Below are 13,661 nucleotides of genomic sequence, written 5' to 3'. Positions count from 1 at the left end.
CTTTTTTATATTTAAAATGAACGACAGCACTATATAATTTTCTTCCATCTTCGCTTACAAACATTTGATGAGAGACAGAATGGACATGTAATAAAATCGTTTTATTAACGTCAATTTGATTTTGAATTTTTTGTTCAAGTTCTTTAATGTTTGATGCTTCAAAAAACTCGACTTTATCCTCAATCTTATCGAAAGAAATATTCATATGTTCCTCCTAGATATTTACTAAAGGCTATTATATCACTACTTTTAAAAAAGTTTTAGTAGCTGATTCAAAATTAAAACATACTATATTTATAAGAATAATTAGATAAGGAGGATGGAAGATGGGTTTAGAATTTTTACATGTATTTGAAAAATGGGCTGACTCTTATGACCAATCTGTGTTAGGGAATGACATTGAATATAAAGAGGTATTTGAAGGGTATCATGATATATTAGACGAAGTTGTAGTATTAACCAATGGTAAGGTAATGGAATTTGGATCAGGAACAGGTAATTTAACAATAAAATTACTTGAAAGTGGTCATCATGTAATTGCTGTAGAGCCCTCTTTATCTATGAGAAAAATAGCCGAGCAGAAAATATTGAATAGAGATCAGGTTCGGTTTGTACAGGGGGATTTTTTACACTTTCCTCTACTTGAAAAAGTGGATACGATTGTTAGCACACTTGCTTTTCATCATCTAACTGATGAGGAAAAAGCGTGCGCAATTAAAGAGTATGGAAAGTTGCTATCTAAAGGTGGTAAAATAGTGTTTGCAGACACAATGTATGAAAGTTTGGATGCGTATGTATTAGCAATTCATGAAGCGGAACAAGCAGGATACATGAATTTAGCTCAAGACTTGCAAACAGAATATTATCCAACTATTCCATATTTAAAAAGTGTTTTTGAAGAAAATGGCTATTCGGTTTCGTTTAAACGTTGCAATAAATTTGTTTGGATATTCGAAGCAATTAAAGAATAAAGAAGGGTGTTAAAATATGAAAATCGCAATCATCGGAGCAATGGAAGAAGAAGTAACAATATTAAGAGGTAAAATGGACCAAGTTCAACAGGAAGTAATCGCAGGTTGCGAGTTTAATGTAGGAACACTAAATGGTGTAGATATTGTGCTGTTAAAATCTGGAATAGGTAAAGTAAATGCTGCAATGTCTACAGCCATCTTATTAGAAAAATATAAGCCGACAGCTGTTATTAACACAGGATCTGCAGGTGGTTTTTCACCTGAATTAAAAGTGGGAGACGTTGTTATCTCCTCAGAAGTTGTACATCACGATGTTGATGTTACAATATTTGGATATGCGTATGGTCAGGTTCCGCAGTTGCCTGCAACATTTAAAGCTGATGAAGATTTGATAAAAGTTGCAAAGGAAGCAGCAAATGCAGTCTCTGAACTTACCGTAGTTGAAGGACTAATTGCAACAGGAGATTCTTTTATGGATGATGCTGAGCGTGTTGAATTTGTAAGAGGGAAATTCAAAAAACTGCAAGCTGCTGAAATGGAAGCTGCAGCTATTGCACAGGTATCCTATCAATTTGGAATACCTTTTGTCGTTATTCGAGCACTATCTGATATTGCAGGGAAAGAGTCTAATATTTCGTTCGATCAATTTTTAGAGACAGCAGCAGTAAATTCATCACAGCTTGTATTAAATATGGTGAAGATTTTAAGTAAATAAATCTATAACAGTCCCAAAAGATAACCAATTCATTATTGGTTATCTTTTTTATTGGGAATTTTTTAGGAGATTTTTGATGGAAATACTACCATCTATTACATGATTAGACTTCTATCTAGTTGTGTTAAGGTGTATGAGTAAACTTTATTATTCTATAGTTGGAGGGGAATGAAACTGGCTAAAAAATATCGAGAAAAAATGGTGGATTATAAACGTTTTGCCCTATTGCTGCTATGTGTCAGTACCTTTTCATATATTGGAACACTGATTTCTTTGAGTAAACAAACAGCTAATCAAAATATAATGATTACTTTGACGTTAATAACTTTAATAGCATCTATTGTCTTCTTTAGATTTTCTAGTATATACAAACAAAAAGCCATACATGCGGATAGTCATATAGAACAATAGAAATGGAATAAAACTTAAGGCTATTTAAAAGCGGTTTACCATCCCTTTTAAATAGTCGTTTTTTATTTGGCTGTTTTCTATGTATTATGGGTATCTAACAACAGAGTTGTTGTTATTTATTGAAAAGTAAAAAAAGTCAAATAAAAAGGTTTACAAATTACTAATTTTTGGCTATACTTACCAATATAACAAATTTACCTTAAGGAGGTCGAGGAACATGATGAAACTTCATATTTCATTAGACGTAAATGATTTACAATTTCATACTTCTACATTCGACCTATCGGGGTTACAAATTTGTTAAGGATTCAGTTTTTATAATTAACCTTTACATTATTGCCGTAGGAGAATGTTATTTCCTGCGGCTTTGTTATGCCTAAAGACGGGATAATTGTCGAGTAAATCAACAATTGCTTGTTTGAGCCGCAGGAGCATGATTCCTGCGGCTTTTTGTTTGGAAATGAAAGGGAGGTGGTAGTTTATGACGATCAATTTATTATTTTTTACAGTTACTTTGAAGTTAAATAAGATGACAAAGGAAGAGGCTGTTCATCAAGAAAAAGTTAAGAAAATCTATGAAGAAAATGCTTCAAAGATATGTCAATATAGACATTTTATGTAATAGTTACTTATAAAATCAGGAAGGGTGGAGATTATTATGGAAAAGATTATTATGAAGAGTTTACTAAAGTTATGGATTCAGACAGATAGTGGCTAACAATTGAATCTAATGATGTTGAGAGGTTATTTTTGAAAAATTTCCAATTTGTTCAAATATGCAATCGTGATTTGTTGGATTTATATGGTAATGTTCTTCCGAGAGAATCAATGAAACGGAGGGATTACGATGTTTATGATAGTTATGTCATTAATTATAACGTCTGTAATAGGTGTGGTTATCGCAACGGAAGTAACTGTTGAGGGAGAGCAAGCATAGGAAATTAACGGCTTTTTATTTATTATTCAAATGAAAAGGACCTCTGAAAAGTGATAAAAATCACTTTTTAGAGGTCCTTATAGTTGTTACTTAACTTGTTTTTTTCTATGAAATGATAGTCTGTTTACTATTGTCTTCGTCTTTCTTTTTCTGCACGATAAAATTCATGGAACATTTTCATAAGTGCTCTCTTTTCTATACGTGAGACATAACTTCTGGAAATGCCTAATTCTTTTGCAATTTCTCTTTGTGTTTTCTCTTTAAAAACACCTAGTCCAAATCGACTGACAATCACTTCTTTTTCCCTTTCTTCTAAGACATCGATATATTTTTTTACTTTCTCAATTTCCATATTTAATTGAATGGTGTCAATGACATCTTCGGATTCAGATTTCAGTACATCAATTAAGCTTATTTCATTTCCTTCTTTGTCCTGCCCAATCGGATCATGAAGCGAAATATCTTTTTTGTTTTTTTTGTAGCTCTTAAATGCATAAGAATTTCATTTTCTATACAACGAGCAGCATATGTGGCTAGTTTTGTCCCTTTGCCATCAGAGTAGCTTTCGATAGCTTTTATTAATCCAATTGTTCCAATTGATATCAAGTCCTCGGTATCTTCACCTGTGTTTTCAAACTTTTTAACAATATGTGCAACTAATCGTAAATTATGCTCAATTAACATATTCCGGGCATTTTCGTCTCCTTGGCTCATGAGCTTTAAGTACTTTTGTTCATCCTTTGCTGATAAAGGCTGAGGAAAGGCGTTATTTTTAACATATGATACAAGCACAACAATCTCTTTCACCACATATCCAAGTGCTAGTAACAATCCAGACAATTGATCACCCCCGCTTTATTCAGACATTCGCCTATAATCAATTCTATGTTGCGGGGACGAAATCGTGTCTGTACTATTTAATTCAATAAAAATTTATTAGTTTTAGTTGATTTTTATTAGAAGGTCAATAATTTTTAAAATGAAAAGACGAGTAGCTTTAAATGGAGAATAAGCTTGTAGAATAAATAGACAAAATTGACAAGCGAAAAAAAGAACCTGTCGTTTTTTTGTTACATATTTTATTAGTAGAAAATAATAAGGAGGTTTTTATATGAGCTATGGATACGGATATCCACTTTGTGGTTATCCACCACCACTACCTCCATCGTATTATGGGGGAGGAGGTGCATATGCACTTTTTATTATCTTGCTCATTATCGTATTAATCTTTGGTGGTTGGTGGTTCTTTAATGGGGTTTGGAATAATTGTTGTTGTGATTAGGGAGTTTAGACTCCCTATCTTTTTGTGATTTGTAGAAATATGACGAGTAGTTTATTATTTCGAGAATAGAAATATTCTGCGGAGAGTGGTAAAATCTCCATATTGGAAGGAGGAGAAATAGTATGACTTATTTAGAAGTTTGGGATTTAGAGGTGTTTTTTGAAGGTGGGAGTAAATCGCCTCAGTTTGTTACATACGTAGAAGGTATCAAATCAGAAATTAGTGAATTAGACAGTAAGGTAAATTCGTGGCAAGTAGCATCTGATGAGCAAGATATGAAAATATTAAAAGAGATTTTGGATATCCTTTCTGATGTTAAAAAGAAATTATTTCAGAGTATCGCATTTGTTGAATGTCTTGAAGCACAAAATACAAAAGATTTGGAAGCTAAGAAATGGAATGCTAAACTAACAGAAATTTCAGCTACATTGGATGGAATCCAATCAATATTAGAAGAAAAATTAATGATTATGGATGAAAACTTCTTTGAACATTTAGTTCAAAATCCATCTTTTCGAGAATTATCCTTTATTTTAATGGAAACAAGAAGAAATGCTAAAGAAAAGCTTTCTGTTTCAGAAGAGAAAATTATTCAAAAGCTTAGTATTGATGGGTATCATGGGTGGAGTCAACTCTATGATACTGTTGTAGGAACAGTAGAGATTCCATTTGAAGAAAATGGAGTAACATCTTTACTATCTGTAGGACAAGCGGCTAATAAGTTTTCTCATCCAGATCGTAATGTACGTAAGCAAATCTTCATGGAATGGGAGAAAGCTTGGGCGGATAAAGCTGAATTGTTTGCTCATGCATTAAATCATTTAGCAGGTTTCCGATTAAGTGTATATGAAAACAGAGGCTGGGATAATGTCTTAAAAGAACCACTAGCTATTAGTCGAATGACACAAGACACTTTGAATAGCATGTGGCAGGCTATTACAGAGAATAAAGAGCATCTCGTGAAATTTTTGCAGCGTAAAGCTCAATTATTAGGGGTAGAAAAGTTAAGTTGGTACGATTTAGATGCTCCGCTTAGTATGACTGAACAGCAAAAGCTTTCGTACGATGAAGGTGCAGCGTTCATTCTAAAACATTTCTCTAGTTTTGGAGAACAACTTACAGCGTTTACTAAAAAAGCATTTGAGGATCGTTGGATTGAGGCTGAAGATCGTTCGAATAAAAGACCGGGCGGATTTTGTACGGACTTTTCGGATAGTAAACAATCAAGAATATTTATGACTTATTCAGGTACATTAAATAATGTTTCTACATTAGCTCATGAATTGGGTCATGCATTTCATTCGTATGCATTACGTGATGTTCACCCATTAAATGGTAATTATGCAATGAATGTTGCTGAGACAGCTTCTACTTTTGCAGAAATGATTGTTTCTGACGCAGCAGTTAATGAAGCAGGTACTAAAGAAGAAAAAATTGCTATGCTTGAAGACAAAGTTCAAAGAACGATTGCATTACTGATGAATATTCATGCTCGTTTCTTATTTGAGACTAGATTTTATGAGGAAAGAAAGAGTGGAACGGTATCTGTTGAGCGATTAAATGAATTAATGACAGAAGCGCAAAAAGAAGCGTATTGTGATGCTCTTGAAGATTACCATCCTTTATTCTGGGCATCAAAATTACATTTCTACATTTCTGATACACCTTTTTATAACTTCCCATATACTTTTGGGTATTTATTCTCTCTTGGTATATACGAGAAAGCGTTAGAATCCAAAGAAGGCTTCGAAGAAAAATATATGGCGTTGTTGAAGGATACTGGATGTATGACTTCAGAAGATTTAGCGATGAAGCATTTACAAGAAGATATTACTAAAATGGATTTTTGGCAAAGAGCTGTTGGCTCTTGTGTAAAAGATATTGAATTATTTTTAGAATTAACAGAATGATAAAACAGTAAAGAAAAAGGGGCCTCTGAAAAGTGATTTTTATCACTTTTCAGAGGCCCCTAAGCTTTATCAAGTGCTCTATTGTTGATATAAGGAGTAATATAAAAATAAAATGTAAGAGGGTGTCCATCACTGTTTTTGGACACCCTCTTTTTTAGATTTTTTTAAGTTTAAACGGACTAACCATGGATAATGCCAATAAACACATTAATACTAAATAAAAGACAGGTGGGAAAGCAGGGATACCTAAATAGCTAAGAGTTACTAAACAGCCAGCTGCTGTAATAGGTAATCCTGTGAAATAACCGTTACTTTCAGTAATATTGAACTTTGCAAGACGAAAAGCCCCACAACCAATGTATAATACTGTAAAAAACATACCAGGTGCTCCCATATGTATAAGGACTGATTGATAAATAAGAAGTGCAGGTGCTACTCCAAATGATATAATATCACTCATAGAGTCCAATTGTTTTCCAAGTTCTGATTCGCAATTAAACTTTCTTGCAATCATGCCATCGAAACGATCTGCAAGAGCTGCTAAAAAGATAAACAATAAACTAATATTTAAGTTACCGTTTATTCCAGTTAATACTGCAAATCCACCTAATCCTAGGTTTGTTAGTGTCATTAAATTAGCGGTTTGTGATTTTAATTTCTTTATAGTTTGATCTAATACATCCGATAAGAACATTCTCCTCACTCCTTTTTAGCCGGATGGGATGAGACATAAAACTAAAGCTTATTGTATAATAATATTTTATTCTCTGCACATTATGCAAGAGATAATAGTAATAATTTATTTGTGGAGGGCGCATCTTGAAGAAATATTTTTATAGATTTTTTATTGAATTAACGAATCATAAATTGCTTTCAGTGCTATTAATGAAGTTCAGTCAATCGAAAATCAGTAAATGGATTATTCCATCTTATAGCAAGCAATATAAGCTAAATTGGCAAGAAGTTGAACAGAAACAAGGAGATTTTGAAACATTACACCATTTGTTCACAAGAAAGTTAAAACATGGTTCACGGGAGATTAATGAAGAAATAGATAGTGTAGTTAGTCCCGTTGATGCTGTATATGAAGAAAGTGGCATAATTGATCAGGATGAGAAAATTACTGTTAAAGGTAAGATATACTCGATTAAAGAAATGCTTGGTGACAATGAAGTGCTTCAAAAATATATAGGTGGTTATTATATTTTATTATATTTAAGCCCAAGTCATTACCATAGAATTCATTCTCCTATCTCTGGAAGGGTTGTAAAAAGATGGTCACTCGGAAAAAACTCATATCCTGTAAACAAACTAGGTATGAAATACGGAAAAGCACCCCTTTCTAAAAATTTTCGAGTTATTTCCGAAATGGAGCATGAAAAAGGCTCGATAGCAGTTGTAAAAGTTGGGGCGATGTTTGTAAATTGTATTGAAATAACGAATAGCAGTGATATGCTACATAAAGGAGAAGAATTCGCTTACTTTAGTTTTGGTTCTACTGTAGTACTCCTTTTTGAGAAAGACACGTTTGAGCCTAATCCAAATTTAAAGGAGCATTCAGAGATAAAATACGGTGAGCTTCTTGGTTATGTTAGATAAGATTCGAGAAAAATAAAAAAGGCTATCTCAAAGTGCGGATGTCACTAATAGAGATGCCTTTACGTATTGGTTAATGGAGTTAGTTTATTCTTTTCTTAACATGTTAGATATAGTTTTGAAAAGCTGAATGACAGTGTTTTGCATTTGGATTGAATGGGTTTGAACATGTTTAAGATGATTTTTTGATCCTTTGAGTTAATGAACGTCGGTGAATTTCGACTTCAATTAAGCGAATAAATTCTTTGTTGAGATTTAGTTTTTTAGCTTTGCAATAGGATTCAATTAACAGTTCATCAGATAATTTATTCATACTTTTTAGCCGCTCGGCTATTCACCTCCATCTCAAATTTGTTGTAATAAGGGTAAGAAAACTTGCATAAAATGATTAGTTAAAGATTTGATAATCCTACTTTACCAAAAAAAGGTAGATGGAACAATCTTCCTATTATCCACAATGAATAGTGGATAAGTTGTGGTTAAGTTGTTTATAAAGTTTTAATTTTTCAAGAAATACACTGCGAAAATTGTGAATAACTTTATCCACAATTTTGAAGCGGAAGATTTTTGTCGAAAAGTTTTATTGAAAATTAAAGAGAAATGTAAAATGTCATCTGTTATTTAGGAAAATAAATAATAGTTGTTTTGAAAGAATAGAGAAAATTAGGTATGATGTATTACGGTGAATTTAACGGAATAGGTAGAGGTGTAAATAATGCTCAAGCTTTTTTTACCAAGTGAACATGTGAAAAATATATTTGAAATAACGCCAAGTATTTTGAAAGAGCGTGGAATAAAAGGGATTATTACGGATTTAGATAATACGTTAGTAGAATGGGATCGACCTTCTGCTACTCCCATGCTAATTAAATGGTTTGAAGAAATGAATGAAAATGGAATTCGAATTACTATTGTTTCGAATAATAATGAAGAACGCGTTAAAAGCTTCTCAGATCCTGTAAAGTTACCCTTTATTCATCGTGCAAAAAAACCGATGGGACGAGCTTTTAAGCAAGCGGCTCAACAAATGGGACTAAAAAAGGAAGAGACTGTTGTAATTGGAGATCAATTGATGACGGATATTCTTGGTGGTAACCGAAGTGGTTTTCACACTATTTTAGTTGTCCCAGTTGCTCAATCAGATGGATGGGCCACTAAATTTAATCGTAAGTTGGAACGACGTATTTTATCAATTTTAAGAAAAAAAGGTATGATTACATGGGAGGATGCAAATTGACAAATCAAGAAAAAATATCATGTATTGGATGTGGTATTGACATTCAAACGGATAATCCGAAAGAAATTGGATACGCACCTAAATCAGCACTAGAAAAAGAACAAATTATTTGCCAACGTTGTTTTCGTTTGAAAAATTATAATGAAGTACAAGATATTTCATTAACAGATGATGATTTTTTGAAAATATTACATGAAATTGGTCGTAATGATGCTTTAATTGTAAAAATTGTAGATATTTTTGATTTTAATGGAAGCTGGCTGCCTGGTTTACACCGATTTGTTGGGAAAAATCCAGTATTACTTATTGGAAACAAAGTTGATTTACTTCCTAAATCAACAAAGCCAAATAAATTAATAAATTGGATGAAACAAAGTGCGAAAGAACTTGGTTTAAAGCCGATAGACGTATTACTCGTTAGTTCAGCAAAAGGATCCCGTATTTCAGAAGCCGTTGAGGCCATTGAAAGATATCGAAATGGTAAAGATGTGTATGTGGTTGGTTGTACGAATGTGGGGAAATCAACATTCATCAATCGTATTATAAAAGAAGTAAGTGGGGAAGGGAATGTTATTACAACTTCTCATTTTCCGGGAACAACTTTAGACATTATTGAAATTCCTTTGGATGATGGTCATGCGTTAATGGATACACCGGGTATTATTAATCATCATCAGATGGCACATTATGTAGAGGGTAAAGATCTAAAGGTTATTACACCTAAAAAAGAAATAAAGCCTAAAGTTTATCAATTGAATGAAGAACAAACTTTATTTTTTGGTGGACTAGCTCGCTTTGATTATATTTCAGGGGGAAGAAGATCATTTACATGCTATATTTCAAACGAGTTGAATATCCATCGTACAAAGTTAGAAAAAGCAGATAATCTATATAAAGAACATGCTGGAGAATTATTAGTACCAAGCGTAGAAGTCGATGGAGAAGTCGTAGATTTGGTACCTCATTCTTTTTCGATAACAGAAGGAAAAACAGATATCGTTTTTTCTGGACTAGGATGGGTTACAATTAATGAACCAGGTGCCAAAATAGTAGCACATGTTCCAAAAGGTGTATCTGTCATGATACGCAGATCTTTAGTTTAATAAAGCATTATTATGAATGGAAAGTTGAGCACATAAGTAAATAACGTCTTATAGATAGATACTTACAAAGTGGGTGGAAGGATGAAACAATTATTTGGGGTGATTGGTAATCCGATTGCGCATTCTATGTCTCCGGATATGCAGAATGATGCTTTTGCCAATCAAGGAATAGATGCGTACTATCATGCTTTTAAGGTTTGTACAGAAGATTTGAAACACGCTGTCATGGGGATGAAAGCAATTGGAGTTCAAGGTTTCAATGTTACTGTCCCACACAAAACAAACATTATTCCGTTATTAGATCGAATTGATCCACTTGCTAAGGCAATTGGCGCGGTCAACACTGTGAAGTATGAAGATGGTGATTATGTTGGGTATAATACGGATGGTCCAGGTTATGTAAAAGGTTTGCTTTCTATATTGTCTAATCCACTTTCTTCATACAAAGCTTTGTTAATTGGTGCAGGAGGCGCTGCTCGTGGTTTATACTTTTCACTAATACAAGCAGGATTAGTGAATGTGGATTTAGCAAATCGTACAGTTACGAAGGCAAAGATTCTCATCGAAGAAAATCCTTATCGGACAAAGGTACAATCTAAGGCATTATCTTTAGAGGAGGCTGAAGATAAACTAGATGAATACCATTTAATTATTAATACGACATCTATCGGTATGAGCCCGAAAGTTGAAGAAAGTCCATTATCCTTAAAAAAATTGATTCCAAATACAATTGTAAGTGATATCATATATAATCCGTTAGAAACGAGATTTTTAAGAGAAGCTAAAGAGAAGGGGGCATTCATTCAGAACGGATTGCTAATGTTTGTTCATCAAGGAGCACTTGCTTTTCACATATGGACGGGGATTGAACCGGATTTGGAAAGAATGCAAAATATTGTTTTAAATAAATTAGGAGGTTAACAATGTTAACAGGAAAACAAAAAAGATTTTTACGTGCTACAGCACATCATTTATCACCGATTTTTCAAGTGGGAAAAGGTGGAGTAAATGAAAATATGACGAAGCAAATCTCTGAAGCATTGGAAGTAAGAGAGCTATTAAAGGTCAGTATTTTACAAAATTGTGATGTAGATAAGCATACTGTTGCGGAAGAGTTAGTAAAGGGCACGAAAGCAGAGTTAGTACAATTAATTGGGCACACGGTAGTTCTTTATAAAGAATCAAAAGAAAACAAGCAAATCGAATTGCCAAAATCAAAATGAAAAAAGTAGGTATCCTTGGTGGGACTTTTGATCCTCCGCATATCGGACATGCAATCATTGCTAATGAAGTATTATCGGCGCTACAATTAGATGAAATTCGCTTTATGCCTAATCATACGCCTCCTCATAAACAGAAAACGAAAAGTGTTTCTAATGAGGAGCGGGTAGACATGATACAATTAACGATTGAAGATCATCCGCAATTTGTATTAGATACTATTGAATTGGACTCACCAGGAACTTCATATACATTCAATACGATTGAACAATTGATTAATCAAGAGCCTGATACGAAATTTTATTTTATCATTGGAGCGGATATGATCGAATATTTACCTAATTGGTACCGTGTGGATGATTTAGTTAATATGGTACAATTTGTAGGAGTAAAAAGACCACCATATACAGTTGAAACATCATATCCTATAGTATTAATTGACGTTCCTCAAATTTATTTGTCATCATCCATGATTAGAGATAAAGTGAAGAAAGGCGAAACGATTCGCTATTTAGTTCCACGAACCGTAGAGAAATATATAGAGGAGAACGCTTTGTATGAATCGTGAACAAGCATTATCAATCGTTAAGGAGCATTTAACAGAGAAACGCTATGTGCATACAATAGGAGTAATGGAAACAGCTATTATTTTGGCTGAACGATTTGGAGCAGATGTAAAGCAAGCGGAATTGGCTGCCATATTTCATGACTACGCTAAGTTCCGTAATCGTGAAGAAATGAAACAAATTATTATTGATCAGCATATGCCACAAGATTTACTAAACTTTCACCATGAATTATGGCATGCACCAGTTGGGGCATACTTAGTAAAAAACGAATGTGGAATTGAAGATGAAGAAGTTTTGTCAGCAATAACGTATCACACAACGGGTAGAGTAGATATGACTTTACTTGAAAAAGTTATCTTTCTTGCTGACTATATTGAACCTGGACGATCGTTTCCTGGCGTAGAAGAGGTAAGAGAGAAAGCGAAAGAAAACTTAAATACGGCAGTTGTTTATGCACTACGAAATACGATTACGTTTTTATTGTCGAAAAGTACAACGATTTATCCAAATACTTTTCTTGCATATAACGATTTAGTTAAAAAAATGGAGGAATAAGATTGTTAAACGAAAAAGAATTATTACTTACTGTAGCTAAGGCTGCAGATGATAAAAGAGCAGAAGATATAATGGCGCTTGATATGAGAGGAATATCATTAGTTGCAGATTATTTTGTAATTTGTCATGGTAACTCAGATAAACAGGTTCAAGCAATAGCGCGTGAAATGAAAGAAAAAGCACAAGAAAATGGTTTTGAAATCAAACATTTAGAAGGTTTTGATGAGGCTAAATGGGTTCTTGTTGATTTAGGAGATGTAGTAGCTCATGTATTCCATCGCGATGAAAGAAGCTATTATAATTTAGAACGTCTTTGGGGAGATGCTCCATTAGTACCAATTGAAAAAGAGCTTCAACAATGAGTTATCAACGATTTGCATTTGTTTATGATGCGCTGATGCAAGATGTTCCATATGAAAAGTGGATTGAGCGCTTTATGGAAAAAATGCAAGCATACAACATCAAAGGGAAAAAAGTGTTAGATGTTGCTTGTGGAACAGGTGAATTTACGATAAGACTTGCAGAGAAAGGTTATAACGTTACAGGAGTTGATTTGTCAGAAGAAATGCTAGCAATTGCTAAAGTGAAGGCGGATCAGCATCAAATAAATGTTCCTTTCTTTCATCAGAACATGATTGAATTATCGCTGGGTGATAAATTTGATAGCATTGTTGTTTTTTGTGATTCTTTAAATTATTTAGAGGAAGAAGAGCAAGTTCAAGAAACATTCCGCCAAATATATGAGCATTTAAATCATGGTGGTTTATTTATGTTTGATGTGCATTCTATTTATAAGATGGAGCATATTTTTGCAAATGCAACATTCGCGGATGTAACGGATGATGTATCTTATATCTGGAATTCGTTTGAAGGTAAAGAAAGATATAGTGTTGATCATGAATTAACCTTTTTTGTTAAAGTAGATGAAGAATCTGATCTATTCGAACGATTTGAAGAAGATCATTATCAACGAACCTATCCAATTGAAACATTTATAAATTGGCTTCAACAGATTGGTTTTACTGTGAAAGAAGTGCTTGCAGATTTAGAAAATCACGAGCCTCAAGCTGAAAGTGAACGAATCATGTTTGTTGCTGTGAAAGAATAACAAAAAGAAGGGGCCTCTGAAAAGTGATTTTTTATCACTTTTCAGA

Annotated in this window: 18 protein-coding genes and 1 pseudogene; 15 read left to right on the top strand and 4 right to left on the bottom strand. The window is 33.4% G+C overall.

Annotation, left to right across the window (positions count from 1 at the left end; genetic code table 11):
• The coding region (locus BN349_RS12620; protein ID WP_019242684.1) for a DUF2536 family protein at positions 1–205 on the bottom strand (205 nt) is incomplete at its 3' end.
• A 121-nt stretch (positions 206–326) separates the two neighbouring features.
• On the opposite strand from BN349_RS12620, the gene BN349_RS12615 reads away from it, so the two are divergent.
• The 4 genes from BN349_RS12615 (at position 327) to BN349_RS25390 (ending at position 2,719) form a co-directional block, all read left to right on the top strand.
• Entirely contained in the window at positions 327–971 is a 645-nt protein-coding gene (locus BN349_RS12615) for a class I SAM-dependent methyltransferase (RefSeq protein WP_019242683.1), read from the top strand.
• A gap of 16 nt (positions 972–987) precedes the next feature.
• A complete protein-coding gene (gene mtnN / locus BN349_RS12610) occupies positions 988–1,686 on the top strand; it encodes a 5'-methylthioadenosine/S-adenosylhomocysteine nucleosidase (RefSeq protein WP_019242682.1) in 699 nt (232 codons plus the stop codon).
• A gap of 168 nt (positions 1,687–1,854) precedes the next feature.
• Positions 1,855–2,097, top strand: coding sequence for a YrhC family protein (locus tag BN349_RS26910; protein ID WP_019242681.1), 243 nt, complete (start codon positions 1,855–1,857; stop codon positions 2,095–2,097).
• 481 nt (positions 2,098–2,578) lie between these two features.
• The gene (locus tag BN349_RS25390; RefSeq protein WP_019242680.1) at positions 2,579–2,719 is read left to right on the top strand and encodes a YrzI family small protein; all 141 of its coding nucleotides are present in this window, start codon (positions 2,579–2,581) and stop codon (positions 2,717–2,719) included.
• A gap of 442 nt (positions 2,720–3,161) precedes the next feature.
• Here BN349_RS25390 and sigK read toward each other — a convergent pair.
• Positions 3,162–3,874 (bottom strand): annotated as a pseudogene (gene sigK, locus BN349_RS26650) (RNA polymerase sporulation sigma factor SigK).
• 271 nt (positions 3,875–4,145) lie between these two features.
• Between sigK and BN349_RS26120 the strand changes: the two are divergent.
• Both BN349_RS26120 and BN349_RS12575 read left to right on the top strand, forming a co-directional pair.
• Positions 4,146–4,316 carry a hypothetical protein gene (locus BN349_RS26120; protein ID WP_019242678.1) on the top strand — a complete coding sequence of 57 codons (171 nt, stop codon included), beginning with the start codon at positions 4,146–4,148 and terminating at the stop codon, positions 4,314–4,316.
• A gap of 122 nt (positions 4,317–4,438) precedes the next feature.
• Positions 4,439–6,226, top strand: a complete 1,788-nt coding sequence (locus tag BN349_RS12575; protein ID WP_019242677.1) for a M3 family oligoendopeptidase — start codon at positions 4,439–4,441, stop codon at positions 6,224–6,226.
• A gap of 154 nt (positions 6,227–6,380) precedes the next feature.
• On the opposite strand, the gene pssA is transcribed toward BN349_RS12575, so the two are convergent.
• Positions 6,381–6,920 carry a CDP-diacylglycerol--serine O-phosphatidyltransferase gene (gene pssA, locus BN349_RS12570; protein WP_019242676.1) on the bottom strand — a complete coding sequence of 180 codons (540 nt, stop codon included), beginning with the start codon at positions 6,918–6,920 and terminating at the stop codon, positions 6,381–6,383.
• Positions 6,921–7,045: 125 nt separating this feature from the next.
• Between pssA and BN349_RS12565 the strand changes: the two genes are divergently transcribed.
• Positions 7,046–7,825, top strand: coding sequence for a phosphatidylserine decarboxylase (locus BN349_RS12565; RefSeq protein ID WP_019242675.1), 780 nt, complete (start codon positions 7,046–7,048; stop codon positions 7,823–7,825).
• Between the two features lie 169 nt (positions 7,826–7,994).
• Here the strand turns inward: BN349_RS12565 and BN349_RS25385 are convergent, their stop codons facing one another.
• Positions 7,995–8,135 (bottom strand): sporulation histidine kinase inhibitor Sda, encoded by a 141-nt coding sequence (locus tag BN349_RS25385; RefSeq protein ID WP_081591237.1) that lies wholly within the window; start codon positions 8,133–8,135, stop codon positions 7,995–7,997.
• 402 nt (positions 8,136–8,537) lie between these two features.
• Between BN349_RS25385 and BN349_RS12560 the strand changes: the two genes are divergently transcribed.
• From BN349_RS12560 to BN349_RS12525, 8 genes are all read left to right on the top strand, one after another.
• Positions 8,538–9,059 carry a YqeG family HAD IIIA-type phosphatase gene (locus tag BN349_RS12560; protein ID WP_019242674.1) on the top strand — a complete coding sequence of 174 codons (522 nt, stop codon included), beginning with the start codon at positions 8,538–8,540 and terminating at the stop codon, positions 9,057–9,059.
• Positions 9,041–10,162 (top strand): ribosome biogenesis GTPase YqeH, encoded by a 1,122-nt coding sequence (gene yqeH / locus BN349_RS12555; protein ID WP_034294261.1) that lies wholly within the window; start codon positions 9,041–9,043, stop codon positions 10,160–10,162. Before BN349_RS12560 ends, yqeH begins: the two co-directional genes overlap by 19 nt.
• A gap of 81 nt (positions 10,163–10,243) precedes the next feature.
• The gene (aroE, locus tag BN349_RS12550) at positions 10,244–11,083 is read left to right on the top strand and encodes a shikimate dehydrogenase (RefSeq protein WP_019242672.1); all 840 of its coding nucleotides are present in this window, start codon (positions 10,244–10,246) and stop codon (positions 11,081–11,083) included.
• Between the two features lie 2 nt (positions 11,084–11,085).
• Positions 11,086–11,385, top strand: coding sequence for a ribosome assembly RNA-binding protein YhbY (gene yhbY / locus BN349_RS12545; RefSeq protein WP_019242671.1), 300 nt, complete (start codon positions 11,086–11,088; stop codon positions 11,383–11,385).
• The gene (locus BN349_RS12540; RefSeq protein WP_019242670.1) at positions 11,382–11,951 is read left to right on the top strand and encodes a nicotinate-nucleotide adenylyltransferase; all 570 of its coding nucleotides are present in this window, start codon (positions 11,382–11,384) and stop codon (positions 11,949–11,951) included. Before yhbY ends, BN349_RS12540 begins: the two co-directional genes overlap by 4 nt.
• Entirely contained in the window at positions 11,941–12,507 is a 567-nt protein-coding gene (gene yqeK / locus BN349_RS12535) for a bis(5'-nucleosyl)-tetraphosphatase (symmetrical) YqeK (RefSeq protein ID WP_019242669.1), read from the top strand. Before BN349_RS12540 ends, yqeK begins: the two co-directional genes overlap by 11 nt.
• A 2-nt stretch (positions 12,508–12,509) precedes the next feature.
• Positions 12,510–12,869, top strand: a complete 360-nt coding sequence (rsfS, locus tag BN349_RS12530; protein WP_019242668.1) for a ribosome silencing factor — start codon at positions 12,510–12,512, stop codon at positions 12,867–12,869.
• On the top strand, positions 12,866–13,615 hold the full coding sequence (locus BN349_RS12525) for a class I SAM-dependent DNA methyltransferase (RefSeq protein ID WP_019242667.1): 750 nt from the start codon (positions 12,866–12,868) through the stop codon (positions 13,613–13,615). Before rsfS ends, BN349_RS12525 begins: the two co-directional genes overlap by 4 nt.
• Positions 13,616–13,661 lie beyond the last annotated feature (46 nt).

Origin of the sequence: Bacillus sp. AP8, assembly GCF_000321185.1 — a bacterium.
In the GTDB taxonomy this organism is placed as follows: Bacteria; Bacillota; Bacilli; order Bacillales; family DSM-1321; genus Bacillus_AD; species Bacillus_AD massilioanorexius.
Note: the sequence above shows the minus strand (reverse complement) of the source record. Positions and strands in the feature narration are given on the sequence as shown.

Coding starts and splice junctions, on each gene's coding strand:
- yqeH (WP_034294261.1), top strand. CDS start 9,041: ATGGGAGGATGCAAATTGACAAATCAAGAAAAAATATCATGTATTGGA.
- BN349_RS12525 (WP_019242667.1), top strand. CDS start 12,866: ATGAGTTATCAACGATTTGCATTTGTTTATGATGCGCTGATGCAAGAT.
- BN349_RS12575 (WP_019242677.1), top strand. CDS start 4,439: ATGACTTATTTAGAAGTTTGGGATTTAGAGGTGTTTTTTGAAGGTGGG.
- yqeK (WP_019242669.1), top strand. CDS start 11,941: ATGAATCGTGAACAAGCATTATCAATCGTTAAGGAGCATTTAACAGAG.
- BN349_RS12560 (WP_019242674.1), top strand. CDS start 8,538: ATGCTCAAGCTTTTTTTACCAAGTGAACATGTGAAAAATATATTTGAA.
- BN349_RS25385 (WP_081591237.1), bottom strand. CDS start 8,135: ATGAATAAATTATCTGATGAACTGTTAATTGAATCCTATTGCAAAGCT.
- BN349_RS12615 (WP_019242683.1), top strand. CDS start 327: ATGGGTTTAGAATTTTTACATGTATTTGAAAAATGGGCTGACTCTTAT.
- BN349_RS26910 (WP_019242681.1), top strand. CDS start 1,855: ATGAAACTGGCTAAAAAATATCGAGAAAAAATGGTGGATTATAAACGT.
- mtnN (WP_019242682.1), top strand. CDS start 988: ATGAAAATCGCAATCATCGGAGCAATGGAAGAAGAAGTAACAATATTA.
- aroE (WP_019242672.1), top strand. CDS start 10,244: ATGAAACAATTATTTGGGGTGATTGGTAATCCGATTGCGCATTCTATG.
- BN349_RS12540 (WP_019242670.1), top strand. CDS start 11,382: ATGAAAAAAGTAGGTATCCTTGGTGGGACTTTTGATCCTCCGCATATC.
- yhbY (WP_019242671.1), top strand. CDS start 11,086: ATGTTAACAGGAAAACAAAAAAGATTTTTACGTGCTACAGCACATCAT.
- BN349_RS26120 (WP_019242678.1), top strand. CDS start 4,146: ATGAGCTATGGATACGGATATCCACTTTGTGGTTATCCACCACCACTA.
- pssA (WP_019242676.1), bottom strand. CDS start 6,920: ATGTTCTTATCGGATGTATTAGATCAAACTATAAAGAAATTAAAATCA.
- BN349_RS25390 (WP_019242680.1), top strand. CDS start 2,579: ATGACGATCAATTTATTATTTTTTACAGTTACTTTGAAGTTAAATAAG.